The 25,758-nt window shown below is 71.8% G+C and carries 30 protein-coding genes and 2 pseudogenes; 19 read left to right on the top strand and 13 right to left on the bottom strand.

The features are described 5' to 3' along the window. Nucleotides 1–690: 690 nt before the first annotated feature. Nucleotides 691–1,668 carry an L-threonylcarbamoyladenylate synthase gene (locus ACIF6F_RS09225; RefSeq protein WP_399943511.1) on the top strand — a complete coding sequence of 326 codons (978 nt, stop codon included), beginning with the start codon at nt 691–693 and terminating at the stop codon, nt 1,666–1,668. Between the two features lie 121 nt (nt 1,669–1,789). On the opposite strand, the gene ACIF6F_RS09220 is transcribed toward ACIF6F_RS09225, so the two are convergent. The 5 genes and pseudogenes from ACIF6F_RS09220 to ACIF6F_RS09200 all read right to left on the bottom strand — a co-directional run bounded on the left by ACIF6F_RS09220 (nt 1,790) and on the right by ACIF6F_RS09200 (nt 5,269). Beyond that, nucleotides 1,790–2,431, bottom strand: a complete 642-nt coding sequence (locus ACIF6F_RS09220; RefSeq protein ID WP_399943408.1) for a carbonic anhydrase — start codon at nt 2,429–2,431, stop codon at nt 1,790–1,792. Between the two features lie 506 nt (nt 2,432–2,937). Continuing rightward, on the bottom strand, nt 2,938–3,387 hold the full coding sequence (locus ACIF6F_RS09215; RefSeq protein ID WP_399943406.1) for an SRPBCC family protein: 450 nt from the start codon (nt 3,385–3,387) through the stop codon (nt 2,938–2,940). A 164-nt stretch (nt 3,388–3,551) separates the two neighbouring features. Continuing rightward, on the bottom strand, nt 3,552–4,070 hold the full coding sequence (locus tag ACIF6F_RS09210; protein WP_399943508.1) for a DUF427 domain-containing protein: 519 nt from the start codon (nt 4,068–4,070) through the stop codon (nt 3,552–3,554). Then, nucleotides 4,068–4,352, bottom strand: a pseudogene (locus tag ACIF6F_RS09205) (UBP-type zinc finger domain-containing protein); the annotation flags it as partial. The pseudogene ACIF6F_RS09205 and the gene ACIF6F_RS09210, both read right to left, overlap by 3 nt. A 311-nt stretch (nt 4,353–4,663) precedes the next feature. Next, the gene (locus ACIF6F_RS09200) at nt 4,664–5,269 is read right to left on the bottom strand and encodes a hypothetical protein (protein ID WP_399943404.1); all 606 of its coding nucleotides are present in this window, start codon (nt 5,267–5,269) and stop codon (nt 4,664–4,666) included. Between the two features lie 431 nt (nt 5,270–5,700). On the opposite strand from ACIF6F_RS09200, the gene ACIF6F_RS09195 reads away from it, so the two are divergent. From ACIF6F_RS09195 to ACIF6F_RS09185, 3 genes are read left to right on the top strand one after another with little or no spacing between them, the layout of a single operon-like run. Next, entirely contained in the window at nt 5,701–6,309 is a 609-nt protein-coding gene (locus ACIF6F_RS09195) for a 2Fe-2S iron-sulfur cluster-binding protein (RefSeq protein ID WP_399943506.1), read from the top strand. Beyond that, a complete protein-coding gene (locus ACIF6F_RS09190; RefSeq protein ID WP_399943402.1) occupies nt 6,306–7,343 on the top strand; it encodes an FAD binding domain-containing protein in 1,038 nt (345 codons plus the stop codon). Before ACIF6F_RS09195 ends, ACIF6F_RS09190 begins: the two co-directional genes overlap by 4 nt. Next, on the top strand, nt 7,340–9,487 hold the full coding sequence (locus ACIF6F_RS09185; protein WP_399943399.1) for a xanthine dehydrogenase family protein molybdopterin-binding subunit: 2,148 nt from the start codon (nt 7,340–7,342) through the stop codon (nt 9,485–9,487). The genes ACIF6F_RS09190 and ACIF6F_RS09185 overlap by 4 nt, the downstream gene beginning before the upstream one ends. A 64-nt stretch (nt 9,488–9,551) precedes the next feature. On the opposite strand, the gene ACIF6F_RS09180 is transcribed toward ACIF6F_RS09185, so the two are convergent. Together ACIF6F_RS09180 and ACIF6F_RS09175 are read right to left on the bottom strand one after the other, a co-directional pair. Then, entirely contained in the window at nt 9,552–9,824 is a 273-nt protein-coding gene (locus tag ACIF6F_RS09180) for a hypothetical protein (protein WP_399943397.1), read from the bottom strand. Further along, complete coding sequence (locus tag ACIF6F_RS09175) at nt 9,824–10,057, bottom strand: hypothetical protein (RefSeq protein WP_399943394.1); 234 nt, start codon at nt 10,055–10,057, stop codon at nt 9,824–9,826. Before ACIF6F_RS09175 ends, ACIF6F_RS09180 begins: the two co-directional genes overlap by 1 nt. Before the next feature lie 165 nt (nt 10,058–10,222). On the opposite strand from ACIF6F_RS09175, the gene ACIF6F_RS09170 reads away from it, so the two are divergent. The 10 genes from ACIF6F_RS09170 (at nt 10,223) to ACIF6F_RS09125 (ending at nt 17,851) form a co-directional block, all read left to right on the top strand. Then, the gene (locus tag ACIF6F_RS09170; protein WP_399943392.1) at nt 10,223–11,059 is read left to right on the top strand and encodes a helix-turn-helix domain-containing protein; all 837 of its coding nucleotides are present in this window, start codon (nt 10,223–10,225) and stop codon (nt 11,057–11,059) included. 86 nt (nt 11,060–11,145) lie between these two features. Next, on the top strand, nt 11,146–11,613 hold the full coding sequence (locus tag ACIF6F_RS09165; protein WP_399943389.1) for a cupin domain-containing protein: 468 nt from the start codon (nt 11,146–11,148) through the stop codon (nt 11,611–11,613). Further along, a complete protein-coding gene (locus ACIF6F_RS09160; protein ID WP_399943386.1) occupies nt 11,610–12,329 on the top strand; it encodes an SGNH/GDSL hydrolase family protein in 720 nt (239 codons plus the stop codon). Before ACIF6F_RS09165 ends, ACIF6F_RS09160 begins: the two co-directional genes overlap by 4 nt. Before the next feature lie 261 nt (nt 12,330–12,590). Then, the gene (locus ACIF6F_RS09155; protein ID WP_399943384.1) at nt 12,591–13,112 is read left to right on the top strand and encodes a MarR family winged helix-turn-helix transcriptional regulator; all 522 of its coding nucleotides are present in this window, start codon (nt 12,591–12,593) and stop codon (nt 13,110–13,112) included. A gap of 118 nt (nt 13,113–13,230) precedes the next feature. Beyond that, on the top strand, nt 13,231–13,692 hold the full coding sequence (locus ACIF6F_RS09150; RefSeq protein ID WP_399943381.1) for a hypothetical protein: 462 nt from the start codon (nt 13,231–13,233) through the stop codon (nt 13,690–13,692). Between the two features lie 52 nt (nt 13,693–13,744). Continuing rightward, on the top strand, nt 13,745–14,611 hold the full coding sequence (locus ACIF6F_RS09145; RefSeq protein WP_399943379.1) for an NmrA family NAD(P)-binding protein: 867 nt from the start codon (nt 13,745–13,747) through the stop codon (nt 14,609–14,611). A 163-nt stretch (nt 14,612–14,774) separates the two neighbouring features. Further along, nucleotides 14,775–15,122 carry a hypothetical protein gene (locus ACIF6F_RS09140; RefSeq protein ID WP_399943377.1) on the top strand — a complete coding sequence of 116 codons (348 nt, stop codon included), beginning with the start codon at nt 14,775–14,777 and terminating at the stop codon, nt 15,120–15,122. 221 nt (nt 15,123–15,343) lie between these two features. Next, a complete protein-coding gene (locus ACIF6F_RS09135; RefSeq protein ID WP_399943375.1) occupies nt 15,344–17,422 on the top strand; it encodes a hypothetical protein in 2,079 nt (692 codons plus the stop codon). A 24-nt stretch (nt 17,423–17,446) separates the two neighbouring features. Continuing rightward, on the top strand, nt 17,447–17,644 hold the full coding sequence (locus ACIF6F_RS09130) for a hypothetical protein (RefSeq protein WP_399943373.1): 198 nt from the start codon (nt 17,447–17,449) through the stop codon (nt 17,642–17,644). Nucleotides 17,645–17,689: 45 nt separating this feature from the next. Further along, a complete protein-coding gene (locus ACIF6F_RS09125; protein ID WP_399943371.1) occupies nt 17,690–17,851 on the top strand; it encodes a hypothetical protein in 162 nt (53 codons plus the stop codon). Between the two features lie 139 nt (nt 17,852–17,990). Here ACIF6F_RS09125 and ACIF6F_RS09120 read toward each other — a convergent pair whose 3' ends face one another. The 3 genes and pseudogenes from ACIF6F_RS09120 to ACIF6F_RS09110 form a co-directional block, all read right to left on the bottom strand. Beyond that, the gene (locus ACIF6F_RS09120; protein ID WP_399943368.1) at nt 17,991–19,256 is read right to left on the bottom strand and encodes a calcium-binding protein; all 1,266 of its coding nucleotides are present in this window, start codon (nt 19,254–19,256) and stop codon (nt 17,991–17,993) included. 208 nt (nt 19,257–19,464) lie between these two features. Next, nucleotides 19,465–19,899, bottom strand: coding sequence for a DUF5959 family protein (locus ACIF6F_RS09115; RefSeq protein WP_399943366.1), 435 nt, complete (start codon nt 19,897–19,899; stop codon nt 19,465–19,467). 155 nt (nt 19,900–20,054) lie between these two features. Continuing rightward, a pseudogene (locus ACIF6F_RS09110) lies at nt 20,055–20,309 on the bottom strand (GntR family transcriptional regulator); the annotation flags it as partial. 75 nt (nt 20,310–20,384) lie between these two features. Between ACIF6F_RS09110 and ACIF6F_RS09105 the strand changes: the two are divergent. Then, entirely contained in the window at nt 20,385–21,281 is an 897-nt protein-coding gene (locus tag ACIF6F_RS09105) for an ABC transporter ATP-binding protein (protein WP_399943363.1), read from the top strand. After that, a complete protein-coding gene (locus ACIF6F_RS09100) occupies nt 21,278–21,532 on the top strand; it encodes a hypothetical protein (RefSeq protein WP_399943360.1) in 255 nt (84 codons plus the stop codon). The genes ACIF6F_RS09105 and ACIF6F_RS09100 overlap by 4 nt, the downstream gene beginning before the upstream one ends. A gap of 154 nt (nt 21,533–21,686) precedes the next feature. Here the strand turns inward: ACIF6F_RS09100 and ACIF6F_RS09095 are convergent, their stop codons facing one another. Continuing rightward, a complete protein-coding gene (locus tag ACIF6F_RS09095) occupies nt 21,687–22,631 on the bottom strand; it encodes a LysR substrate-binding domain-containing protein (RefSeq protein WP_399943357.1) in 945 nt (314 codons plus the stop codon). 111 nt (nt 22,632–22,742) lie between these two features. Between ACIF6F_RS09095 and ACIF6F_RS09090 the strand changes: the two genes are divergently transcribed. Beyond that, the gene (locus tag ACIF6F_RS09090) at nt 22,743–23,555 is read left to right on the top strand and encodes an inositol monophosphatase family protein (RefSeq protein ID WP_399943354.1); all 813 of its coding nucleotides are present in this window, start codon (nt 22,743–22,745) and stop codon (nt 23,553–23,555) included. A 50-nt stretch (nt 23,556–23,605) separates the two neighbouring features. Then, nucleotides 23,606–24,253: an NADPH-dependent F420 reductase gene (locus tag ACIF6F_RS09085; protein WP_399943351.1), complete on the top strand. Its 648-nt coding sequence runs from the start codon at nt 23,606–23,608 to the stop codon at nt 24,251–24,253. Nucleotides 24,254–24,276: 23 nt separating this feature from the next. On the opposite strand, the gene ACIF6F_RS09080 is transcribed toward ACIF6F_RS09085, so the two are convergent. After that, nucleotides 24,277–24,618 (bottom strand): alpha-amylase, encoded by a 342-nt coding sequence (locus tag ACIF6F_RS09080; protein WP_399943348.1) that lies wholly within the window; start codon nt 24,616–24,618, stop codon nt 24,277–24,279. A gap of 339 nt (nt 24,619–24,957) precedes the next feature. On the opposite strand from ACIF6F_RS09080, the gene ACIF6F_RS09075 reads away from it, so the two are divergent. Then, a complete protein-coding gene (locus ACIF6F_RS09075; RefSeq protein ID WP_399943345.1) occupies nt 24,958–25,197 on the top strand; it encodes a chaplin in 240 nt (79 codons plus the stop codon). Between the two features lie 137 nt (nt 25,198–25,334). Here the strand turns inward: ACIF6F_RS09075 and ACIF6F_RS09070 are convergent, their stop codons facing one another. Continuing rightward, nucleotides 25,335–25,646 carry an ATP-binding protein gene (locus tag ACIF6F_RS09070; RefSeq protein WP_399943523.1) on the bottom strand — a complete coding sequence of 104 codons (312 nt, stop codon included), beginning with the start codon at nt 25,644–25,646 and terminating at the stop codon, nt 25,335–25,337. Nucleotides 25,647–25,758 lie beyond the last annotated feature (112 nt).

The following is a 25,758-nucleotide window of genomic DNA, read 5'->3' as shown; positions in this document are numbered from 1 at the left end:
GTCCAGCGCCGCCACCACCTCGGGCCCGTGCCCGCGCCGGGCGGCCACCCTGCGCCAGGGCAGTGGCCAGCCACGGGTCCTTGCGCCCCACCTCCAGAGACTGCCGGGCCAGCCGGGCCGATACCTTCGCGAGGGCCTCGGGGCCTGGGGCCCGAGTGGGCAGGGCGGGGCCGGCGCCCCGGTCCCGGGGTACTGGCGGGCAGTCCGCCGCCCGGCCAGCCGGGTCTCCGCGCCCGCCCGGTAACGCGCCTGACGCCGCACCTCCGCCGGGCTTCGCGCCCGCCCCGCCTTCCGCTCCGGCACCCGCCGGGCACAGGCCTGACGCATGGATCCCACCCCGCCCGGAACCCCGGATCCCGGTCCTTCTGGAAGTGCGTGTGGTCGATTTCCCCTGGTTGGCACGCGACCAGCCCCAGGGCCGTTCAACGCGGTCGGCCTGCCAACACGCTCATGACGTGGATCAGCCTCGGACTCCATCCTGCGTCCATGTCGTGGACTCGATGCCCTTGTCCGCCACGGTGGCGTCGACGTCCAGCCAGTGTCCGCGGGAGGCACACGTGTACCGGCCGGCCACGATCGGGTAGGTGCACGACACCGGCCGTCAACGCTCCCGTCGGCACGCAACGCTGTGTGTGTCCGTGGACCGGATCGTGGCCGTCGTCGCCTGGTGACGCCCCTAGGATTGTGAGGGTGAGAGCAAGTACCAAGGACATCGAGAAGGCAGCCGGTGTGCTGCGCGCCGGCGGGCTGGTGGCCCTGCCGACTGAAACCGTCTACGGTCTGGCGGCCGACGCCGAAGACCCCGCCGCCATCTCGCGCATCTTCCAGGTCAAGGGCCGTCCACCCTCCCACCCCCTGATCGTCCACCTTGCCGACGCCGAGCAACTGGACGCCTGGGTGCAGGACGTGCCGGTGGCGGCCCGTGTGCTGGCCGATCACTTCTGGCCGGGACCGCTGACGCTGGTCCTGCGCCGCGGCCCCCGCGTGCCGCTGGAGGCGACCGGTGGACTGGAGACGGTCGCCGTGCGCGTGCCCGACCACCCCGTAGCCCTCGCGCTGCTGACGGCCTTCGGCGGCGGTGTCACGGCCCCTTCTGCGAACCGCTTCGGCTCCGTCAGCCCCACCAGCGCCAGTGCTGTGCGCGCCGAGCTCGGTGACGCCGTCGATTTCGTCCTGGACGGCGGCCTCTGCCAGGTCGGTGTGGAGTCGACCATCGTCGACGTCACCGGGGAGACCCCGACCATCCTGCGGCCCGGCGGGGTGACGCGCGAGGACCTGGAAGCGGTGCTGGGGCATCCGCTCGCGGTCCCCTCCACCAGCGAGGTTCGGGTACCGGGCCAGCACCCCTCCCATTACGCACCACGTGCGCGAGTCGTCCTCGTCGAGCCCGAGAAGGTCGTCGCCGAGGCGGAAACCGCGTCGGAGCTGGGCCATCGGGTGGGCGTTTTCTTGCCTGCCGCCTTCGCCGATGTTCCGGTCAAGGCACACGCCGTGGTGGCAGTCCCCGCTTCGCCGGCTGCCTACGCGCAGGGGTTGTACGGGTTCCTGCGCGAGCTCGACGAGAAGGGATGCGACCTCATCATCGCGTCACTTCCGGCGGAGCACGGGCTGGGGCTGGCCATCGCCAATCGGCTCCGCCGAGCCGCAGGGCCCCGTTCCTCGGTGTGAGCACCGGCTCCGCGCCTGCCCTTTCCCAGGCAGACGTGGAGCCGGTCTCGGCACGAACGGGACCGACCGCCGCCCGGCGGACCGGCGTACCTTCCCCAGGTGGTCCCCTGCCGTATGAGGGTCAGGAGGCGGGGGGAAGGGCGGGCTCAAGGCCCCGTGTGACGACGAGCTGGGCACTGCCGTCGGCCAGACGGTAGGACAAGCCCACTACGCCGAGGCGCCCTTCGGCCACCCGGTCGGCGAGTACCCGCGAGCGTTCCAGCAACAGGTCCACCGTCTGCTCGATGTGCTCGGCCAGGATTTCCTCGGCACTGTCGCGTCCGGCGGCACGGCCCGCCAGCACGCTGGGCGTCACCCGTTCGACGACGTCCCGGACGAAGCCGCCCGGCGTCTGCCCGTTCTCCAGAGCGGAGCAGGCGGCGGCAACCGCGCCGCACGAGTCGTGACCGAGGACGACGACCAGCGGAGCGTTGAGGACGGCCGCACCGAATTCGATGGAGCCGAGCACTTCTGTCCCGGCGACATGGCCGGCGGTGCGGACCACGAAGAGGTCACCCAGGCCCCGGTCGAAGATGATCTCGGCGGCCAGGCGGGAGTCGGAGCAACCGAACAGCACGGCGAAGGGCTGCTGGGAAGGTGCGGTCTCGGTGCGGCGGGCGGCATCCTGATTGGGGTGCTCCGGGGCGCCAGAGACGAAGCGCTGGTTGCCGGCCATGAGCAGTTCGAAAGCTTCGCGGGGCGTGTGCGGAGGAATCTCGATCATGGCCAAAGAGTACGGCCAGCCCTGTGGGCTCGCGCGGCCGGCTTCCCCCGGCGACGGCACGACGCAGAGGCAGCCCTCGCCGTCGGACCGGCTGCCGGCCGGGGGAACGGAACCGGTCTGCGGGCAGGCGGCTCCCGGCTCGGTCGCGTTCCGGCCGGCGTGCCCCCGCCTGGCTGGGGCCGGGGCGCCCAGCGGAAGCCCCCGGTCGGCGGAGCAGCGCGGGGGGCGCCCTGGAAGGTGCGCACGGCGCGGCAGATCGTCCGCCGGGCCGCCTGGCTGCCGCCGCCGCGCCGGCCCGGCGGGGCGTACTCACGATTACGTGCGGCGGTGCCGAGCGGTTCCGGGGGCTTGAACATGGCGAACCGTCACGCCGGACGGCATCGTCCGGTGGGAGCATCCCCTGCCCCGATCCCGTGGGTGCGCTGCGGGCGTTTTCCGAGAGCTGGTGAGGGCGTCCAGGAGTTCGGGCCGCGCCTCGGGGGCGTGCCGGGCCGCGCCGCGCCGGGTCAGACGGTGCCGCGCCAGGAACCCGTCTCGGTGCCGCGGTCCTCGATGAAGTGCTTGAACCGCTTCAGGTCGCCCTTGACCTGCCGGTCGACGAAGCCGAGCTTGTCACCGATGCTCTCCGCCATCCCGTCCGGGTCGAAGTCCATCATCAGCGTCACCTCCGTGTGCGCGGGGTCGATTGGACGGAAGGTGACCAGACCGGACTGCTCCGTGTCACCGCCCACCGTCACCCAGGCGACCTTCGTGTCCGGGATCTGCGCGGTGATCTCCGCGTCGAACTCCCGCTCCACGCCCGCGACCTTCGTCACCCAGTGCGTCAGCGTGTCCGTCCGCTGCTCGATCCGCTCCACACCCTCCATGAACTGCGGGAACGACTCGAACTGCGTCCACTGGTTGTAGGCCGTCGTCACCGGCACATCAACCTCGATCGACTCCTTGACGTGCGACATCAGCAGGCTCCTTCCGATTCCGGATCGCCGCCGGCAGGCGCCGGCGGCCAGGACATCCCTGCCCCGCCGCCGCGCCTGCCCCAACCCACCCCGGCCGACACCACCCAACCGGGGACCACCACTCTGGCGTGACGAGAGATGTGAGGCCGAGCAGCGGCTCGGCCTCACCACAGCAGGGTGCCCGGCCCGCCCTTGAACGGCCCGAGCACCTCTGAGGTGATCCAGCCGCCGTAGAAGTCACCCTCCTGCGCCGTGACCTCCTCTCCGGCGACCGTGCAGCGGTCCGTGCGGCTTGGGTAGAAGGCGAAGTAGTCCTTGATGGCCGTGAAGCCGGGTTCGGGAGAGGGATAGCTCCAGGCGGCGCCGGCGCGTACGTCGTCTTCCACGACGACGTCCCAGTACCGGGCCGAGCCCTTCCACTCGCACCACGTCCGACCCGAGAGCGCCGGGATCAGCAGCTCCGTACGGACGTCCGCCGGAGGGATGTAGAACACCGGCGGATGACTGGTCTCCAGTACCCGGACCGACTTACGGGTCTCCGCCACCACCTGGCCCGCGCACTCGACCCGCACGAGGCGGTCGTCCTCCCGTACGGCGGGCGGGCGGGGGTAGTCCCAGACGGATTCGGGCGGCCGTGGGGCGGAATGCGGCACGGGTCGTCCCGGCAGCGGATCCAGGTACACCTCGTCCTCGTAGCACCAGGCCCACTCCTGGCCACGGGCCAGGGCGCGGGCCACCGGGTGGCCGCTGGAGTCGAAGTGCGTCGTCGCGTGAGCGCCGGGAGAGCTGTCGCTGCAGCCCACATGGCCGCAGGTCAGGCAGAGCAGCAGGTCGGCCGGCGCTCGTTCGCGTGCCGCGCACGTCGTGCACGACTCGGTCAGCGGCGCCGGTTCGGCTGTCCAGGTGTGGGAACAGAGCCTCCCCGAGGGCCGTCCGCCGTCGTGCCGGGGCGCCCACCTCGTCATCGGTGATCACCGGGCGGTGCAGTGTCGTTCACGATCTCTCCTTCGCCGTCCCTCGTCTCACCCCTTCTTCACCTCCACCCCGCGCAGGGGATGCAGGCTGCGGGCAAGTGCGCCGCCGTTCAGCGGGGCCGGCGAGTGCGGTCGGGCCGGTGTCGGCCTGCCATCGGGTGATCAGGGCATGGCCTTCGCGGTCCTGCCCTCACCGGAAGAGGTGGAGAGTGTCACGGCCAGGGCTGGTACGGCCGGCAGTGCCGGGGCCTTCCTCCCGGACGTTCCTCTGTCGGCGGCGGTGAGCGGAGAACCCGGCGCAGTCAGGTGGTGGGAGGCTTCGTGGCGGGGCCGTGGGACAGGGTGAGGGCCCAGTGGACGCCGGGCGTGGCGGTGACCGTGACGCCGGTGAGGCGGGCGGGCGCGGAGAGGGCCATGACGTCCCCGCGAGGGGTCACCTGGCCGGGTGAGCAGAGCTCGACGGAGGTCATGCCCACGCCCGTGTCCCGTGGTCGCACGGACGGTCCGTCGGTGGGCAGTTCGCCGAAGGCGCCGTCGTCGCGGGGGCCGAGGGAGACCTCGATCCTGCCCTGGCCCTCGCAGGCGAAGTGGACGGCGAGGTCGCCCGGGGCGAGCAGCTCGTCGAGGGTGTAGGACCTGGAGCCGGTGGTGGGGGCGACGGTCAGGAGGGGGCGGCCGTGGGACGCGGGGGCCTTGGTGAGCGTGGTGCGGGCCGGTGGGTGCCCCGCGTCCCGCGGGGTGGTGCGGGCGGCGGGGGCCGCGGCGGCAGGCGCGGGAACCGGGGTGGCGGGGGCCGAAACCGGGGTGGCGGGTGCATCCGCCCGGGTGCTCGGGGTGGTGGCCGTGCAGGACGTCAGGGCGAGGCAACCCGCCAGGACGGTCAGGGGGAGGAGGACGGTCGTACGCATCAAGGCTCCGGACGGTCGAGAGACCCACGCGGGGCCTGGTGGGCGCAACCGTAGGAGGCTCTTGATCGACTCGGGTAGAGGAACCGGTCACTCCTGAGGGAGATTTGAGCTGCCGGGCCCGGGGGCAAAGGCAGGGGCAGCTGATGCGGATGTCGCCCGACGGCCGGTAAGGACCCAGCCCATCCGCACGGATCAGGGTTGCCGGCGGCGGTGTGACGGCGTTCTTGGCCGCTCCGGCGGTGCGGCTGGTCGCGCCGAGGCCGCGCATGCCGTCTCCTCCGGTTCCCGTCTGATCCGCGTCGGCCGTACGGGGGAGGCCCGGGCAAGGTGCCGGAGGTGTGCGGCGCCGGTGGAGGTGAGAGGGGACAGGCTGGGCAGGGGGCGGACGCCCCTCCCCCAGCGGACGACAGGGAGCTCGTCGTGGCCCACGCATCCGCCCGCCGCCCCGGCCGGCGCACGGCACGCCGGAGGGCGGGGCTGCCCGTGAGACCCGCTCCCGCGTCAGCGTGCGCGTCAACGGGACCCGTCACGACGTCGACCTCGACCACCGCGTCACGCTCCTCGACGCCCTGCGCGAGCACCTGGACCTGACCGGTGCCAAAAAGGGGTGCGACCACGGGCAGTGCGGTGCGTGCACCGTTCTCGTGGACGGCCGGCGCGCCAACAGCTGTCTGCTGTTCGCCGTCACCCTCGACGGGTGCGCGGTCACGACCGCGGAGGGCCTCGCGGCGCCCGACGGCGCCCTGCACCCGCTCCAGCGCGCCTTCATCGAACAGGACGCCTTCCAGTGCGGCTACTGCACCCCCGGCCAGCTCTGCTCCGCCGTCGGCGCCCTGCGCGAGGCCGCCGCCGGCGACCCGTCGCACGTCACCTCCGCCGGTGCCCGGGCAGGGGCCGCCGCACTGACTGCGGAGGAGATCCGGGAACGCCTCAGCGGCAACCTGTGCCGATGCGGCGCCTACCCGGCGATCGTCCGGGCCGTCGCCGAGGCCGCCGCCGACTCCGCGGCCACCAGGACCGGTGCGGACGTGATCGCGTGAAGCCCTTCGTCTACGTATGCGCCACCAGCCTCCGCGAGGCCGTCGACGCCCACGCCGCGCACCCCGGTTCCCGTTACCTGGGCGGCGGCACCAATCTGGTGGACCTGATGAAACTGGGCGTCGAGTCCCCCACCGCCCTGATCGACATCTCCCGGCTCCCCCTCGACGGGATCGACGACCTCCCCGACGGGGGCCTGCGCGTCGGTGCCACGGTCCGCAACAGCGACCTGGCCGCCGACCCCCGGGTGCGCTCCCGCTTCCCGCTGCTCGGGCAGGCCCTGCTCGCCGGCGCCTCGGGCCAGCTGCGCAACGTCGCCACCACCGGCGGCAACCTCCTCCAGCGCACCCGCTGCGCCTACTTCCAGGACCTCTCCAAGCCGTGCAACAAGCGCGAGCCGGGCACCGGGTGCGGAGCGCGGGACGGCGTGCACCGCGACCACGCGGTCCTCGGCCACTCCGAGTACTGCATCGCCACCCACCCCTCCGACATGGCCGTGGCCCTGGCCGCGCTGGACGCCGGCGTCGAGCTGTACGGGGGACCGGACGCCACCCGCACGGTCGCGGCCGCCGAGTTCCACCGGCTGCCCGGCGACCGCCCCGAGCAGGACACCGTCATCCGCCCGGGTGAGATCGTCACGGCGGTGCTGCTGCCGGCCCCGGCGCCCGGCGCCGTCTCCTCCTACCGCAAGGCCCGCGAACGCGCGTCGTACGCCTTCGCCCTCGCCTCGGTCGCCGTCGTACTGGACCTCGACCCCGGCGCGGGCCTCGTGCGCCGGATCGCCCTCGCCTTCGGCGGCCTCGCCCACCGGCCCTGGCGGGCCACCACGGCCGAGGCGCAGCTGACCGGCGCCGAGCCGCGCCCCGACGCCGTGCGCGCGGCGGTCGACGCCGAGCTCGCCCGGGCGGAGCCGCTGCGCGACAACGCGTACAAGATCCCGCTCGCCCGCAACCTCGCCTGCGACAGCATCGCCACGCTGGCCGGTACGCATCCCGGTTCCACAGACCACAGGACAGGACCAGAGGACGCACGATGAGTTCCGCCTCCGCCACGCTCGACACCGCCGTCGAGGCCCTGCTCGGCTCCCCCGTCCCACGGCGCGAAGGCCGGGAGAAGGTGACCGGCACCGCGCTGTACGCCGCCGAGCGGCACCTGCCGCGGCGGGCCTACGGCTGGCCGGTGCCCGCGACGATCGCCCGCGGCCGGATCACCGCCGTCGACACCGCCGCCGCCCTGGCCCTGCCCGGAGTCCTGGGCGTCCTGACCCCGTACGACGCACCGCGGCTGGGCCCCTCCGACGATCCCGGCCTCCAGCTGCTCCAGGACCTGCGGGTACCGCACCGCGGCTGGTACGTGGCGCTGGCCGTCGCCGACACCCTGGAGGGGGCCCGCGCCGCCGCCGACGCGGTGCGCGTGACCTACGAGGCGGAGCCGCACGACGTCGTACTGCACGAGGATCACCCCGGCCTCTACACCCCGCAGGAGGTCAACGGCGGCTACCCCGCGCACCGCGAACAGGGGGATCCGGACGCGGCGTTCGCCGCCGCGCCCGTACGGATCGACGTCCGCTACGCGGTGCCGCCGCTGCACAACCACGCGATGGAGCCGCACGCCGCCACCGCGGACTGGGACACCGAGCGCGGCCACCTCACCGTCCACGACTCCTGCCAGGGCACCACGGTGGTACGCGCCGTCCTGGCCGGGCTGTTCCGGCTGCCCGAGGACCGGGTTACGGTGCTGGCCGAGCACGTGGGCGGCGGCTTCGGCTCGAAGGGCACGCCGCGTCCCCACGTCGTCCTCGCCGTCATGGCCAGTCGGCTCTGCGGACGCCCCGTCACGGTGGCCCTGCCCCGGCAGCACATGGCCGCCACCGTCGGCCACCGCGCTCCCACCCTGCACCGCGTCCGGCTCGGCGCCCGCGCCGACGGCACGCTCACCTCCCTCGGCCACGAGGTCACGACGCACACCTCGCGGGTGCGCGAGTTCGTCGAGCAGGCCGCCGTACCCGCGCGGGTGATGTACGCGGTCCAGGACAGCCGCACCACGCACCGCGTCGCCGCGCTCGACGTGCCCACCCCTTCCTGGATGCGCGCCCCCGGCGAGACGCCCGGCATGTACGCGCTGGAGTCGGCCATGGACGAGCTGGCCGATGCCCTCGGCATGGATCCCGTCGAGCTGCGCGTACGCAACGACCCGGCCGCCGAGCCCGACAGCGGCCGCCCCTTCAGCAGCCGCCACCTCGTGGAGTGTCTGCGCGAGGGCGCCGACCGCTTCGGCTGGGCCGGGCGCCGGCCGCCCCGGCGGGAGGGGCCGCTCCTCATCGGCAGCGGCATGGCGGCGGCCACCTACCCCGTGTACATCGCTCCGGCCGGCGCCCGGGCCCACGCCCGACCCGACGGGAGCTACCTCGTCGAGGTCAACGCCACCGACATCGGCACCGGCGCCCGTACGGTCCTCTCCCAGATCGCCGCCGACGCGCTGGGGGTTCCGCTCGACGCCGTGAAGCTGTCGCTCGGCAACAGCGCGCTGCCGGCCGGCCCGGTGGCCGGCGGCTCCGCCGGGACGGCGTCCTGGGGTTGGGCGGTGCACGACGCGTGCACCGCCCTGACCGAACGGCTGGCCCGCCACCGCGGGCCGCTGCCCGACACGGGGCTCGTGGCGTCCGCGGACACCACGCAGTCGGCGAAGCAGAAGTCCCCGTACGCGCGCCACGCGTTCGGGGCCCACTTCGCCGAGGTGCAGGCCGACACGGTCACCGGCGAGGTTCGGGTGCGCCGGATGCTCGGGGTCTTCGCCGCCGGCCGTGTCCTCAACCCGCGCACGGCCCGCTCGCAGTTCATCGGGGGCATGGTGATGGGGCTGGGCATGGCCCTGACCGAACACAGCGGCCTGGACCCGGCCTTCGGCGACTTCGCGGAACGCGACCTGGCCGCCTACCACGTACCGGTCAACGCCGACGTCCCCGTCGCCATCGAGGCCCACTGGATCGACGAGCACGACAAGCACCTCAACCCGATGGGATGCAAGGGGATCGGTGAGATCGGCATCGTCGGCGCCGCGGCGGCCATCGGCAACGCCGTGAGCCGGGCGACCGGCCGGCGCCTGCGCGAGCTGCCCCTGACCCCTGACCGGGTCCTGTCCGCCCTCGGCGACGGGGGTGGCTCCGCCGGGGGCGCGTAGGCGTGGGCAGGGGCGGCCGCTCGGTCTGGTGCCTGACGGGCGGGTCCGGCTTCGTACCGGGCCGTCAGACCTCGATGTATGCCACGACCACCACGGTGCGCAGGGCGGTGGTGAAGTACAGGACGCGGACGGCTTCGAGTTCGTCGGTGTACTGGCGGAGCCGGGGGCCGGTCGTGTCGCCGGGAATGGGTTCGCCGATGTCGGGGTCCACGGAGATGACGACCAGGGCTCGGTCGAGTGCATGGAGCCCGGCCTCGGTGGTGATGCCCTCCAGCTGCTTGGCGGCGGAGTCGGAGAAGGCGATGCGGGCGCGGCGGGGGCCGTGCGGGGCGGGCATCAGGCGACGGCCGGGCGCTGGGCGGCCAGGCGGGCCAGGTGGGCCTCGCGCAGTTCCTCCCACGGGGTGCAGTCCTCCACCGCGGGAAGACCGTTGGTGGCGATGTCTTCCAGCACGGCCGCGAGGTGGTCGGCGTTGGCGCGGGTTCTGGCCGCGAATGCGCGCAGGCCGTCGGCGGCTGCGGGCTCCAGCTGCTGCCGGGCGGTGCCGGCGGGTGCCGCCTGTTCGCTCATCGAGGGCTCCAGAATGCAGAACTGGTGTGTCTCCCCTACGGTATCGCCACCCGCAAGTCCCGAACCCGCTCCCGGGACCTTCGGGTCGGGGCGAGTTGCTCACGCGTTCAACACGTGGGAGGTGGACGGACGATGAGCACAAGCGCCGGTTCGTACACTGCGAGGGTGGAAGACCATGAGGCCACCAGGACCTGTGCACGTCCGGCGCCCGCCTTGCGGCGGTACATGGGCTCGTATGTCGGTTTCGATCTTCGTGGGTTTCCGGCGGGGGTGCACTGCGGCCCGCCGAGTCGCGTCCTCACTGCGGTGATCAGTCTGTCCGGCCCTTTGGAGATGGCGGCGGGCGTCGGCGACGGGTCACCGGTCACCCGATTCGGCAGTGTGGCCGGCGGTCTGATGCGCCGGTCCGTCGCGATTCACCACGACGGACGCCAGGAAGGCGTGCAGGTGTCGCTGACACCGCTGGGGGCTCGGGCCGTCTACGGCATGCCCGCCGCTGCACTCGCCCACCGGCTGGTCCCACTCGAAGAGCTTCTGGGAGCGCTTGGCGTCGAGCTGGTCGACCGGCTCCGCGCGGCATCGACATGGGCGGCGCGGTTCGCCGTACTGGACGAGTTGCTCCTGCGAGCTGTTGGTCGTGGCGTCGGCGGCGACCCCGTGTCCCGGATGCGTCCCGAGGTGGCCGAGGCCTGGCGCCGCCTCGTCGCCGCACGGGGCTGCGTCCAGGTCGGTGGGGTCGCAGAGGAACTGGGCTGGAGCCGTCGGTACCTCACCGAGCGGTTCCGTGGCGAGGTGGGCCTGTCGCCGAAGACCTTCGCCCGGGTTCTGCGCTTCGAGCACGCGCACGAACTGGCCACCACGCACGACCCGCTTCCGTGGGCCGATATTGCGACCCTCTCCGGCTACGCCGACCAGGCCCATCTCGTCAGGGAGTGGAGCGAGTTCACGGGCCGATCGCCGACAGCATGGCGTCGTGGCGAAGTCCTGCTCGGGACTGGGTAGTCGGCGACCGGCCGCCGCCCATCGCATCGGTTTCCGTTCCCTTTCCTTCAAGACCACGCTGTTGCCGCCCTGTGACGATCGTCGGCATGAGACTCGTCAATCACGAACCCAACGCCATCGACCTTCGGACCACTCCCGTGCACCTCGGGCTGGGGTCGAGAGCGAAACCCGTCGAGGGCTTCGCCTGGGACCCGGAGGTGCTCGATGCCTACAGCGCCGCGGTCGCGGCGGACGGCGCCGAGGGCCGGATGGTGACGATCTTCGACGGCGAGGGGCTCGGCGACCACTGGGAGCGCCACCCCGCCGGCGACGAACTGGTCGTCTGCCTCAGCGGGTCGGTGACGGTCACCCGCGACGTGGACGGAGTGCCCGAACAGGTCGTGCTCGGGCCGGGCGAGGCCACCGTCAACCCGGCCGGGACATGGCACGCGGTCGACATGGCGGGACCGGCGTCCATCCTGACCATCACCGCCGGCCTCGGCACCGACCACCGTCCCCGGACCGACACGCGCCCGACCGAGCACGCCGGCACGTCCGGTCCGGGAACACCGTGACGACCCGTGTCGCGTGCCTCGGCGACAGCCTCACCCGCGGCCAACTCAGCGTCGACTACCTGGACCTTCTCGAAAGACGCCGACCTCCCGGCGCCGTACGGCTCACCCGCTTCGGCGTCAACGGCGACTTCGCCCACAACCTCGCACGGCGCCTCGACGCCGTCGTCGCGGACGCACCCGACGTGATCACCGTGCTGATCGGGACCAACGACGCCCGAGCGAGCCTCGCCGGCTACCCCGTCGAGCGAGCCATGAAGCGCAAACAACTCCCCGAGCGCCCGTCGGCCGACTGGTTCCAGCAGTGCCTGGGAACCGTCGTCGAACGGCTGCGAGCACAGACGGACGCGACGATCGCCCTGCTGTCCCTCCCGGTCCTCGGCCAACGACTCGACGGAGCCGCGGCGCGGGCATCACAGGCGTACAGCCGCATGATCGCCGAGGTCGCCTCCACCAACAAGGCGGCCTACCTCCCGCTCCACGAACGCCAGGCCGAGGAACTACGCCGGGCGGACCCGTCGCCGGTCCCCTACCGGGACCCGACGCCCGCGGCGAGCGTCGGCGTCCTCCTCCAACGCGCCTTGCTGCGTCGCAGCCTCGACGCGATCTCGCGGCGCCGGGGGCTCGTGCTCACGACCGACCACATCCATCAGAACAGCCGCGGCGCCGCCCTTGTCGCCGAGGTCATCGACGCCTGGCTCCCGACCCGGAGCGCGTAGCTCGGTTTCGGCGGGGCTCCTTTCCTGCGTCATCGGTTCCCACCCGTGCCGGGGCAGGCAACGACGCCTGGCCCTCTCGGCTGCCACGACAAAACCACACCCGCCGGCTCAACGAGACCGGCGGGTGTGCAGCCGATGCGCCGTCGCGGACCACGCATGGTACCGATGGGGTGCGGTGACTTCTGCGGATCGGTCCGGGTCCTCGGCTGCGCGGCTCTCGGCGACTTGACCGGAAGGTAGTTAGCCGCCATATTACTTGCCATGAGTGACGAGGATGCGAACCCCGGCGCTGCGCCCACGCTCGAACAGGCGCGGAGGCAGATCGCGCGGTACGGGCTTGAGGCCGACCCTCAGGCGGTGCTTGTCGCAGTGCGCCTGATGGTTGCCGGGGCGCGCCTGGACCGGGCGTCCGAAGTGCACTTTGCGCGTTCCGGGCTGTCGACCGGACGCTACCGCCTCCTGGTGGATCTCGAGGACAGTGACGGGGAGAAGTCGCCGTCGCAGCTCGCGAAGAGCCTTGGCGTCTCGCGCGCCACAGTGACCGGCCTGGTCGTTGGCCTGGAGCGAGAGGGCCTGGTGGCTCGCCGCGCCTCAACGGAGGACGGGCGGGGCGCAGTGGTCGTACTCACGGCGCGCGGCGGCCGGCGGTTGCGCGACATGGCCGCGGACCACTTCGCACGGCTTGAGGCGCTGGTCGGCGGACTGGCCGCCGACGAACGCGTGCTGTTCCTCGACCTCCTGGAGCGGATCACTCAGCGGATCGGCGCATTGACTGCCGAATAGCTCGGCACCACTTCCGCGCGGGGGCGGCTGCCCCGGCGGCGCGGCACCCTTTCCCACACCCTAGTAGTTAGCCACCTAATCAACTGATTGGACGGCTGATTTGCTTTGGAGGAGTCATATGAGTCCCCCTCCCAGAACTGCCCAGAGCGGTTTCGCCCCGCGTCCTTTCACCCTGTGGAAGGAGGTCGCGACCGCCTACCTGGCCCCGGCGCTCACCGCCGGGCTCGGCGGATTCCTCAGCGGCCGGCCCGAATTGACCAGGGCCGCCTTCACCTCCATCGGGGCCACATCGGCCTTGGTGGCCTGCGTCGTCGGCGCGTGGCTGCACCGCCGTGGCCGACCCAGGCGCTGGACAGCCTCGGCGCCGCGACCGGTACTCACCCTCGGGCTCGCCATCACAGCAGCCGGAATCGCCGGCCTGGCCGGATGGTTCGGAACCGACTGGCTGCCGTCGCACACACCGGTGCCCAGTGCCGCATGGCTGGAGCGGCTGCGGATCGACCTGCCGCTGTCGGCCGGTCTGGCCGCCGCCATCGTCACCTGGCGGTGGCGCGGCACGACGTCCCGGCAACAGCCCTGACCCAGCCCTTTCCGTCCGACTCTGCAGACCCCTCACCCGTGAGAGGCACAACGTGATCACCATCATCGGCGCCACCGGCGCCACCGGCAGCGCCCTGCTCCGGCGGCTCATCGAACTCGAAGCCCCCTGCCGCGCCGTCAGCCGTACGCCCGACCATCTGCGCGCCGCCATCGGCACGAACACGCCAGTCGAGATCGTCCGTGCGGACGCCGCGGACCCTCACACGCTCCGCGACGCGTTCGAGGGATCCACGCAGCTGTTCCTGGCCATGGCCAACAGCCCGCGGCAGGCCGAGTTGGAGACCAACGTGATAGACGCCGCGGCCCACTGCGGGGTACGGCACGTGGTCAAACTCTCCGCCCCGGCAGCCGAGCCCCGCTCACCGGTGGCCATCTCGCGCAGCCACTGGCGGGTCGAGGAGCACCTTGCGGCAACCGGAATGACGGCTACGCTGCTCCGGCCCTACGCATTCATGCAGAAGCTCCTCCTGAACGCCCCAGCGATCGCCGAGGGCGTACTCGTCGGGGCCATGCGCGAGGCACCGTGCAACTACATCGACGTCCGAGACATCGCCGACGTCGCCGCCGAGACCCTCCTGCGCCCCAGCCTTGCCGGCGCCACCTACACCCTGACCGGCCCACGGGCCTTCAGCCACCCCGAGCTCGCCCGTCTACTCGGCGAGCTGACCTGCCGCCCCGTCCGCTACATCGACCTGCCACCGAGCGAGTTCCACGGCCATCTCCTGTCCACCGCGCACATGCCGCCCTGGCTCGCCGGCCACGTGGTGGAGATCCAGCAACTGGCCATCGCACGCCCGGAGTCTCCCAACGACACCGTCGAGACCATCCTCGGTCGGCCCGCCAGGACACTGCACACCTTCCTCCGCGAACATCTCGACACGTTCACCATGACCGCCTGACCGACCGGCCAACCGTCTGCACCCGCCCCCGCGGCGGTCGGTGCCGCCGGACACCCGAGTGCCGCCCGGCGGAGCCTGCGGGGCTCTGCTCGGCGGGTCGGCCGCCAGGGCGGTGCGCTCCGTTACGCCGGGTTAGGGTCGAACCTCCGAACGAGGGGGCGGGATGATCGAGATGAGCGGGCGGGCCCGGCGAGGGGTGGCCGGGGGTGCGTTCGCGGTGGGGCTGCTGGTGCTGGCGTTCGCCGGTATGGCATCCGGACCCCAGCAGGACACACACCGGCTTGCCGAGCGCCGGCCGCCGCTGGAGCTGGTGCGTGCGGTGACGGGGGCCAGGGCGGTCGGCCCGGAATCCGTACTCGGCCGGCACGCCCACCACTTCATGGCGGGTCCCTCGGTCGACGAAGTGCGGGCCTCCGAAGGATTCGAGGTCGATCAGGACGCGGTGCCCGAGGTCGGTCACGATCCGGACCAGCTCGCCTTGGTCGTCCCACCAACGGGCATCGGCCTGTAACGGCGCTGGGCCCGCTGGTACTGCGCACCAACTCCGCGCGGCGGGCCTCAAGCCGAGGCCCGGCACCTCGCGGCCGGTGCCGCCACGCCGGTGCGGCAGACGACGGACCGGTTCATTCGACACCCGTGCGGTGCCGGACGCGGCGTGGGCGGCGGGGGAACGGCCGCTGCCCCCGCTACGGTCGGCATCGACGTCGAATCCAGTACAGCCGCGAGGTTCACATGGCGATCGACAGGGACCACGACAAGCCGTGGACGCGCAGACACGACGACCCCCGGACCGCTCTCTTCAGCTCCGTCACGGAGATCGTCTATCCGAAGTCGCTCGCGGAACTCGTGGAGCTGTGCAAGAACCGTCCGCCAGGCGTCCGGTACAAGGCGGCGGGGAGTCACTGGGCGCTCTCCGGCGCCGCCATCAGTGACGACACCTTCATCGAGACCCACGACCCGCGGGGCGTTCGGCAGGTACTGGGCCGGACGTTGCACGACGTGGTGCCCGGGTGTCTACATCCCGACCTCATCGAGCGGATGAAGAGTGCGGATTTCATCGGCATGGGCACGTTGTGCCACGTGGAGGCCGGCAAGCGGATCTGCCAGCTGTACGCCGAACTGGACGAGACGGATCCCTGTACGGACCCGTCCACGCTGGGCGGGTTCATGAAGCAGCACCACGGAGTGGATCATTTCGCCGGCCCGTGGGGGTTCGCGACGCTGGGGGGTGCCGGGGGGCAGACGGTCGTCGGGGCCTTCAGCACCGGGACCCACGGCGGGGACTTCGACCAGGGCCCCCTCACCGACTCCGTCATGGCCATCCATCTGGTCGCCGACGGCGGCCGGCACTACTGGATCGAGCGCGTCGACGAGCGCTGGGCAGCCCAGCTGACCGACGACGCGCTGCTGACTGCTCGGTACGACCGTCCGGAACTCGGCGGACCCGGCAACTTCACCGTCATCCGTGAAACCGACAACCGCATGCTCAACGCCGTCCTCGTGTCGGCCGGCCGGTTCGGCGTCATCTATTCCGTCGTGTTGCGCGCCGAGCCGCAGTATGCGCTGTGGGAGCGTCGGCGGCTGCACCTGTGGCAGGACGTCCGGCAGCAGATCGGAAAGCGGCAGGGCCCGCTCTTCACGGACACCGCCCCCGGGCACACCAGTGCCCCGCAGGGGTTTCTGCAGATCTCGGTCAGCCTGACTCCCCACCTGAACTTCGGCCGCAACCTGGTCGGCGTCACCAAGCGCTGGCGGATGGACCTCGACACGGCGCCCGAAGGCCGCGCGCAACGGGTCGGCGCGCGGGTGAACAACCCGGTGGAGGAGCAGCGCAATCAGGCACCGGTGTACCAACTCGTCGGGCGCTCGTTCCCCTACACCCCCGACGAGGACCATCCGTACCGGGCCGAGGGACCCGGCTTCCTCGACCGGGCCTGCTCGAACGGCAGCTTCCTGAAGGGTGTGCTGGAGGAGGCCTACCGGGAGATCGAGGAGCTCGTCGAGTCCGGCGGTGCGGTCGTCGCCGCGGGCGTGGCCGCCGTCGCGGGCTTCGGCGGAGGCGGGCTGCTGGCCCTGCTGCCGGCGCTGGCGCTTGCCCTGCTCGTACTCAAAGCGCTGCTGGACGCGTTCGACTCCGACGACCGTCTCGGAGAACACCTGGACGGCATCAGGAACGCGCTGCTCGACCCCTCCGAGTCGGACCCGGCGAAGCGGGCCGCCGGGCTGTTCGCCTGGCAGCTGATCTCGTACAAGGTGTTCGCGGAGATGCAGGGCGACCTGGAATTCGGGGCCCGCAGCTACGCGGTGCTGGACCGTTGGAACTACCTGGACCGCAGCTGCGGAGTGAACGTCGACTCTGTCGAGGTCTTCTTCGACGCGTCGGACGACCGGCTGATCGCGTTCGTGGACGCCCTCATCGCGTTCGAAGTGAATCAGGAGTTCCGCGGTAAGGCGTGCGTGGGCTGGGTGTCGCTGCGCTTCACGGGGCGCAGCGATGCGCTGCTCGGCATGCAGCAGCACGAAACCACGTGCTCGATCGAGGTCGCCGGTCTGCGAGACGTGACCGGTACGCAGGAACTCATCGACCATGCGGTGCGACTCGCGCTCAACCCCAACATGGGCGGTGTCCTGCACTGGGGTCAGCGCAACGACTCGGGGCGCGCCGACGTCGAACGGCTCTTCGGTGACAGGAACGACCCCGGGAACGGCCGGCTGGGTGCCTGGCGCAGAGCACTCGCAGTGATCACGGACGACAACCGTCTCGACGGCTTCAGCAGCCGATTCACCCGGCGCACCGGTCTTGAGGTGTGACCGGCCTCAGGAGGGAGCATTGCCGTGGAATTCTTCGGGCCGTGGGTGATCCGAGTCGAGCAGCTCACCGAGACCCTTGGGTCGAAGATCACCCTGGCGGGGACTGACGGCGCCGACGGGGACCACTTCCCCGTCCCCGGCCAGGCCCTGGAGATCGCCGTGACCGGCGACGCCTGGACGATCAGCGTGCACACGGCCTGGCCCGAGGATGACGGCGCATAGGCCTGGGATCCTCAGGAGCTCCGCCGCAGCACACGGTTCGACCGGATGGCAGGACTCGTGGTCGACCTCGAGACCGGCCGTCCCCCGACGGGCGACATCGGTCCCCTGCATTTCCACCTGCACCTCGTATGCGTGTGCGGGGACCCCGAAATCACTCCGGACCCTGCCCCCAATCCGTACGACTTCACCCTCCCCGACCGGGGCTGACCCGGCCACCGGGGCTGCGTTGTGGTACGGAAGCACCGGCGCCGGAGACCGGCCAGGGTGGGCAGGCGGTCCACGTACGCGGGTTCCCGCCTGAGGGCGCCGGCGCTTGTGCAGGTGGGGCCTTCGTGTGCCTCTGCCTCTAGGGGATGTTCGAAGTGGCCTCGCATCGGACGGCGGTATCGGTTCCGGCGCCGAACAACTGGTCGTCGCCCCCTCGGCCGTCCAGAACGTCATGACCGGCCGTCGTCGGAGGCTGGGCATCGACCCCGACCGAACTGTCACTGATGAGGATCTCGTTTCCGCTTCCGCCGATGATCGTGTCGTTGCCCGAACCGAATGTCGTCCCGGTATCGGCGAAGCGCGCATTGTGGTCGCCGATCGCGGCCTCTCCTCCGTCGGCGCCCAGGTCCAGCAGGTCGTTGCCGCCGGCGCCGGGGGCGTGGGCGATGTATTCGCTGTCCCCGGTGAGGAAGTCCGCGCTGCCGGGGCCTCCGAGCAGTACGTCGTTCCCGGCTCCCCGAGTGTCACCGCCGGCAGCCTGCGCCCTTGAGTCCCCGACCAGCTGGTCGTTGCCTTCGCCGCCGACGAGGCGGTCGTTGCCGCCGCCCGAAGCGGTGCCGCTCAACGTGCTCGAATCGCCGACCAGGACGTCGTTGTCCGCGGCCCCGTCGAGGTGGTCGGCTCCGCCGCCCGTGGCCGTCCCGACGGCGCCGCTGCTGCTGTCGCCGATCAGCTGGTCTCTCCCCTCGCCCCCGTGGAGGCGATCGCCACCGCCGCCGGAGGAACCGCCGGAGAATCGCCCACGGCTGTCTCCGACGAGGAAATCCGGCTCCGTTCCCCCGTCGAGGTGGTCAGCGCCCCCGCCGCCGGCCGCGCCGCCGAAGCCGGTCTCGCTGTCCCCGATGAGCTGGTCTCTTCCCGCTTCGCCGTAAAGCCGGTCGTTCCCTCCTCCAGAGGCGGTTTCGGACGGCTCCAGGAAGGCGGCGCGGCTGTCACCGACGAGGATGTCGTCTCCGGCACCACCGCGCAGGGTGTCGTTCCCACCACCGGTGACGCTCTGGTCGATGCTTGACGCATCGCCGATCAGCAGGTCGTTGCCAGGGCCGCCCAAGAGGGTGTCGTTCCCGGCCGCGGTGCTCTGCGCCGGCCCGTCGCCGGCGACGAAATCGCTGCCCGGCCCGCCCTCGACCAGGTCGTTCCCGCCCAGACCGCAGATCAGGTCATCGCCGTCCAGGCCGTGGATGACGTCACGACCGGCCGTGCCCACGATGATGTCCCTCGCCGGCGTTCCGTAGGTCGGCGTCCCCGGCGTGGCAACGATGTCGGCCACAAAGCCCTGGCACTCCGGCACCTGGGCACGGGCCTCGGCCACGCCGATCCCCGCCGTCATCCACACGACCAGCATTGCGCAGGACACTCCGGCGACCGCGCGCCACCCGCCCTGGGGGCCCACCCGGGCGCCGCGCGGTCGCCCTTGCCGAGCAGCCGCGCATCCAGTTGCATTGACCTCCCGGTCACTCCCTGGCCGACGATGCCAACGTCCGCCCCGCTGCGGACGGCGGGAGCCGTGCCCCGCCGGCAGACCTGCCCGGGCTCCGGCACGAACCGATCGGTCAGCGGTCTTCGGTGAGCTCGGTTCTCAGCCGGTCGAGTCGGGAGGCGGTGCGGGTGGCCCAGTCGTCGCGCAACTGCAGCGGCACACTCACGGTCACCCCGCTCTGTACGGGGTCGCGGATTTCCACGACGAAGGGGTCGGCCGCGCGCAGGCGCAGGTATGCGCTGCGGCCTGCTGCGGGCCAGTCGGTGACCGATCCATCCGGCAGGGCGCCTTCCTGCTCGGCTGCGGCGCGCGCGGCGACGAAGGCGGCGAGATCACCAAGGTCGGCGTCGGTGAAGTGGACCGGCAGGCGTGCACCGACGAAGCCGGTCTCGATGACGATCTCGGCCTCGTGCCAACCCTCGTGGGGACCACCCCCCGCCGCGCTCTCCAGCACCACCGACACGCTCCGGACGCGGTCCGCGAACCGGATCACTTCGAGATCTCTCACCCGTTGCCCCTCCTGCACATCCGCTGCGGCGTCCCGGCCGTCCCCGCACGTCGCAGGCCCTGTCGCCGACCGCCTGTCACAACAGCGCCATCCTGCCAGGCGTACAGGGTGGTGCTCGGCGTGCCGCGGTGACGGTCCCCCTATCAGCAGTTGGTTCAGCAGGTGCGGCACGCCCTGCGCTTGGGCCTGCTCAACGAAGGCGATCGCCTGCCGACGGTCAAGGAAGTGGCAGCCTTGGTCAGCCAGCGCTGCAGCTTCTTGCGCAGCGGCCCCTGCGCAGCGAGCGTGCCATCGGTCAGCGTCCTGGTCACGAACGTCCCGACACCGGGACGCGCGGCCACCAGGCCGTCGTGTTCCAACTCCCGGTACGCCTTGAGCACCGTGTTCGGATTCACCGCCGTCTGCCGGCTCCGGCGGCGCCACGAAACGTGCTCACGAACAGCGCCTCGATGCTCTCGTCGTCCAGCCCCGCCAGACGCCGTAGCGTGAGTGCGGTCTTGCGGGCCCAGGGACTGGGCAAGAGGTACAAGCAGCGCTGGGCGCTGCAGAACTGCGATCTGGAGATCCCCGCCGGCCGCGTGGTGGGCCTGGTCGGCCCCAACGGTGCGGGGAAGTCGACCTTGTTGAAGCTGGCCTCGGGCATGCTGGCTCCGACGGTCGGGGCCATCGAGGTGTGCGGTGGTCGTCCTGCCGCGGGGGTGGAGCAGCTGGCCAAGGTCGGGGTCGTGGCGCAGGACACCCCGGTCTACGCGCAGCTCAGCGTGGCCGACCACCTGGAGTTCGGCAGGCGCCTCAACCCGACGTGGGACCAGGCCGTGGCGCGCGACCGGATCCGTCGCCTCGGTCTGGACCCCAAGCAGCGGGCCGGCAGGCTCTCCGGGGGCCAGCGCGCTCAGCTCGCTCTCACCCTGGGCATCGCCAAGCGCCCTGAGCTGCTGATCCTGGACGAGCCGGTCGCGGCCCTGGACCCGCTGGCCCGACGCGAGTTCATGCAGGATCTGATGGAGGCTGTTGCCGAGCACGAGCTGAGCGTCGTGCTCTCCTCCCACCTGGTCTCCGACGTGGAGCGGACCTGCGACTACGTCGTCGTACTCGTCGACTCCCAGGTGCAGGTGGCCGGCGACATCGACGAGCTGATCGGCTGTCACCACCGGCTCACCGGGCCGCGCCGAGACACGGACCGGCTCCCGGCAGGTCAGCACATCCTCACCGCCAGCCACACCGACCGGCAGACCACTCTCGTGGTGCGCACCGACACCGCGGTCCACGACCCGTCCTGGACCGTCGGGCGGCTCGGCCTGGAAGACATCGTCCTGGCCTACATGACCCGGCCGGCCGATGCCGTACGTGGCACCCGACCCGCACTGGAGGTGCTGCGATGATCTGGCTGACCTGGCGTCAGTTCCGTACCCAGGCCGCCGTGGTGTTGTCCGCGGTCACGGTCCTGGCCGCCGCCCTCGCAGTCACCGGGCCGCGTCTGTCCGACCTCTACCGGACCTCCGGCGCCGGCCTGGTGGACCAGATCTCCCGCTCGGACCAGACCCTCTACTACGCCGGGCTGCTGATCGTGCTGGCCCTGGCCCTCGCCCTCGCCGGGATGTGCGCCTGGTGGATCCGCCGCCGGGTGCCCTGACGGGTGGCGAAGGCCCGGGCGATGAGGTTGCCGGTGACGGACCGGGGGTGGGCGACGCCGCCCACGACGCCCCGGGGCCACGCACGTCTGGATGCCGATGGCGGCTGCTGCCGACGCCATCGAGTGGGTGCGCTCGCAGGACGTGCAGAGCCCGCTACGGAGCAGGCGGCAGCCCTCTCTGAGCTGCGTGCAGGGGCGCCGGTGTGAACAGTGCCCGGACGGTTTCGGTGGCGAGGTCTCGCAGCCAGGTGTGGGCGCGGTCGTTGTCGTAGCGCTGGTGCCACAGCAGGTACAGGGGGACGTCCGGCAGCGGGAGTGGCGGCGGCAGTGTGGCGAGGCCGAGTTGTTCCCGGGCCGTGCGGGTGACCGCGTCGGGGAGGGTCACCACCAGGTCGGTGCCGAGGGCGAGTTGCAGGGCGAATGCCGCGGTGGGTCCGGCGGCGACGACGCGTCGTTCGAGGCCGTGCGTGGTCAGGGCGTCGTCGATCGGGTCACGCAGGCTTCCGCGGCGCGAGACGGTGAGGTGTTCGGCGGCTGCGTAGCGCTTCAGGCTCAGCGGGCCTTCGGTGAGCGGGTGGCCCGGGCGGACGGCGACGACCAGCCGGTCACTGCCGACGAGACGGTGGCGGATGTCTGGGAGCGTCGGAGGGCTGGAGCTCGATTCGAGGTCGACCTCACCCCGGCGTAGCTCGGCGTCGTCACTCCCGGGTTCGGCGGACAGCCGCAGCCGGACGCCGGGGGCCTGCCGGTGGACGGCGGTGATCAGGGCCGTGCCGCAGGCTGCCGTCAGGGCGTCGTGCCAGCGCACGGTGAACACCCGGTCCAGAGCCGGCAGGTCGAGTTCCTGCTGGGCGGAGAGAAGTTGGTGGGCCTGTTGCACGAGGGCGTGGACCTGGGCGCGCATGGCCAGCGCGCGAGTGGTGGGGACCATGCTCCGGCCGGTGCGGACCAGGATCTGGTCGCCGGTGGCCTTGCGGATGCGGCCCAGGGAGCGGCTCATCGCCGGTGCGGTGACGTGGAGGCGTGCTGCCGCGCCGGCGACACTGCCCTCTTCCAGGAGGGCGTCCAGGGCCGTGAGCAGGTTCAGGTCCAGTTGCATGAGAGTAAGCCTACAAGTGACAAGAATGCACTTGTTGTTAACTATCGCGCGGCCTACCTTCGAAATGCGGGGCGGGGAAAGCCCCCCTCGACCGATCCCAGGAGGCCCACCATGAGCACAGCCACGCCTTTCCACGCCGGTACGACGCTCCTGTCCGACGTGACCGCCGCCGTGAAGGCCGCCGGCGCCACGCTGCGCGACCGCCACACCCCGCACGCCCGGGGCGTGAGTCTGGACGAGGTCGTCGGTGAGATCCACGCGAACGACGACGCGGTGCTGGACGTGCTGCGGGAACCGCTGCTGCGGTCCCGGCCGGGGTCGCATTGGGCTGAGGACGAGCTGGCCGGCGGCGCGCTCCCGCCTGGGGAATGGTGGGTCGTCGACCCGGCGGAGGGCAACATCAACCACGTTCACGGCATGGAGGACTGGGCGGTCACCGCCACTCTGGTCCGCGACAACCAGCCCGTACTCACCGTCGTCCGCCTGCCGCTGACCGGCGACACCTACACCGCCGTCGCCGGCGGCGGTGCCCATCTCAACGGGCGGCCCCTGAAGGCGTCCGCCAAGACCGACCTCGGCGCCGTCCTCGCCGGCACCGGCCAGGCCAAGCCCGGCGAGGACGAGAGCACCTTCCGGCGGATCGGTGACTCCGTCACCGCCATGCTCGTCAACGGTCTGGTCGTGCGCGTGTCCGTTCCCGCCACGATGCAGCTCATCCACGTCGCCGCCGGACGCATGGACGCGTTCTGGCAGTTCTCCGACGTCCGCTCCGGTCTGGTTGCCGGCGCCCTGCTGGTCTCCGAGGCAGGAGGCGCCGTCACAGACCTGAAGGGCGAACCCTGGCACACCGGAAGCCGCGACTTCCTGGCGGCCGCCCCCGGCATCCACGGAGCTGCCCTTGAGGTCCTCTCGCCGATCGCCTGACCTGACATCTCCGCCCCTCCCCATCCCGACACCGCAAGGAGCATCACCGCATGGCACAGATCGGCATCCTGGGCGCCGGGCGCGTCGGCACCAACCTGGCCGGCAAGCTCTCCCAGGCCGGACACGACGTCATCCTCGGCCGCCGGAGCCCGGCGGAAGGCACACCAGCGCCCCCCGAAGGCACGGGCCCCCGCGTCTCCTTCGCCGACCAGCGCACCACGGCCCGCACGGCGGAGATCGTGATCAACGCGACGCCCGGCGACAGCGCACTCGACCGCTTGGCCCGCCTGCGAGCGGAGCTCGCCGGCAAGATCCTCATCGACGTCTCCAATGCCACCCGCGAGGCCGCTGACGGCCTGCCAGGCGAGCTGTGCCTTCCCGGCGGCAGCCTCGCCGAGAAGCTCCAGGACGCCCTCCCCGACACCCGAGTGGTCAAGACCCTCAACACCATGCTGTTCACGGTGATGACCGCTCCCGAAACCCTGGCCACGCCACCGACCGCCTACCTCTCGGGCAACGACGAAGACGCGAAGAAGACCGTCTCCGGCCTGCTCGGCGACCTGGGCTGGCAGCCCGCGTGGATCGAGAACCTCGGCGACATCACCACGGCCCGCGCCACCGAGGCCATGGTCCTGGTCGTGCCCCACATCCTGCGCCGACACGGCTTCGAGCCCTTCGCCGTCTCCCTCGCCCGCTGACCCTCTTCGCGCGGGACGTGGGCTCAGGACGCGTCGGCGGTGGCGGCGGGATCGCACGTCCGCAGCCCCGTGACGTAGTTGCCTCCCGTCCCGTAGCCGGAGAAGGTCGCCCAGCCGCCGGGTTCGATCACGCGGCACGGGGCCCACTGGCCGTTCGTGTACTCGACCGTGACGGAGACCGGGTCGCCGCAGCCGTTGTGGACGTCGGTGTAGCGCCAGCTCTGGAAGTACTCCACGCACTCGGGAGCCGGCGAGCCGGTGGCCGCCCCGGCGGCCGGGGTGGCGGCCAGGGGCATCAGGAGACTTGCGGCGGTCATGGTGGCGAGGACGAGGGGACGCGAGAGGCGAGTCGTGTGGTGTGCCATGTCCGGCATCCTCGGCACGCAGAGGCATTCATGCAGGTTTCTGCAAAGATTTTCAGCCAAGATCCCTTCTTGTGCAACTTTTAGCAGCTCAGCGCTGGTTTTTATGCTTGAAAAGGCTTGCAGTCGGATCGTTCAGCAGACGGGCTCGCGGAGGCGCGGCGCTCGTCCTTCCGGGGCAGCTGCGATTACTCCGTTGGGGGGAAGCCGGAGGTCGTGGCCAAGCCGGCGGGAGCGCGGTGGCGAATGCGGCGTGTGAAGGGTCGGAGGCGCTCTCCGGTTCCCTCACCGGCCGCGTGGGCCTTCCGCGTGGCCAGGACACCCTCACGGGAGGTAGTTCAGATGGTTCGTGTGCGACGAGGTCTCGCGGTGGCGCTGGCGGCCGGCGCGGTGCTGGTGGGCAGTGCTTCGGTGGCGGCCGCGGACGCGGGTGGCCAGGGCGTGGCCGCGTACTCGCCTGGTGTGGGCTCGGGCAACCTGATCCAGGTGCCCATCCACATCCCGATCAACGCGTGCGGCAACACCCTCGGCCTCATCGGCCTGCTCAACCCGTCCTTCGGGAACACCTGCATCAACGCCTGACCGACGGGGCAGCTCGGACGGTGACGCGCCGGGCGCTCCGTCGGGCGCCTTGGCTGCGACTCTGTGCGGGCCTTGACGGGTCGGCTGTGGGTGGCTGTCGGCTGGGCCACCCACAGCCTCCGTCTGACGGCCGGCGCTCACGGCCGGATGAGGGCCGCGACGATCTGCTTGCCGGAGGCCGAGGAGCTGACGTGCAGGTCCGCTGCGAGGGCCTGGACGATCTTCAGTCCCCGTCCTCCTGGCGGAACGTTCGCGTGCAGCACGGCGTTGGTCACGAGTTCGGAGACGACGAGCTGCACGTCCTCGGCAACACCGCGGGGGCAGAACTCGGCTCGCGAGGCGAGCAGCCGCGCGGCGGCCTGCCGGGCGTGGCGTGGCGCTTGCGGTCCCGACGGCAACTGCATGTGGACCGTTGCCGGACGGCCAGGGCAGGCGAGCGCGGTGTCCATGGTGGTTCCTCGCGGGTCGATGCGGCCTCACGACCGCGGGCCCCGGTAGAGGGTGGACCGGGTGGAGGGCTGGGGCGGGGTTCCGTCGCGGCGGAACCCCACAGATCTGACG

It is taken from the genome of Streptomyces sp. NPDC086023 (assembly GCF_044540325.1).
GTDB lineage: Bacteria > Actinomycetota > Actinomycetes > Streptomycetales > Streptomycetaceae > Streptomyces.
The sequence above is the reverse complement of the archived record's forward strand: the minus strand, read 5'-3'. Positions and strand labels throughout refer to the sequence as shown.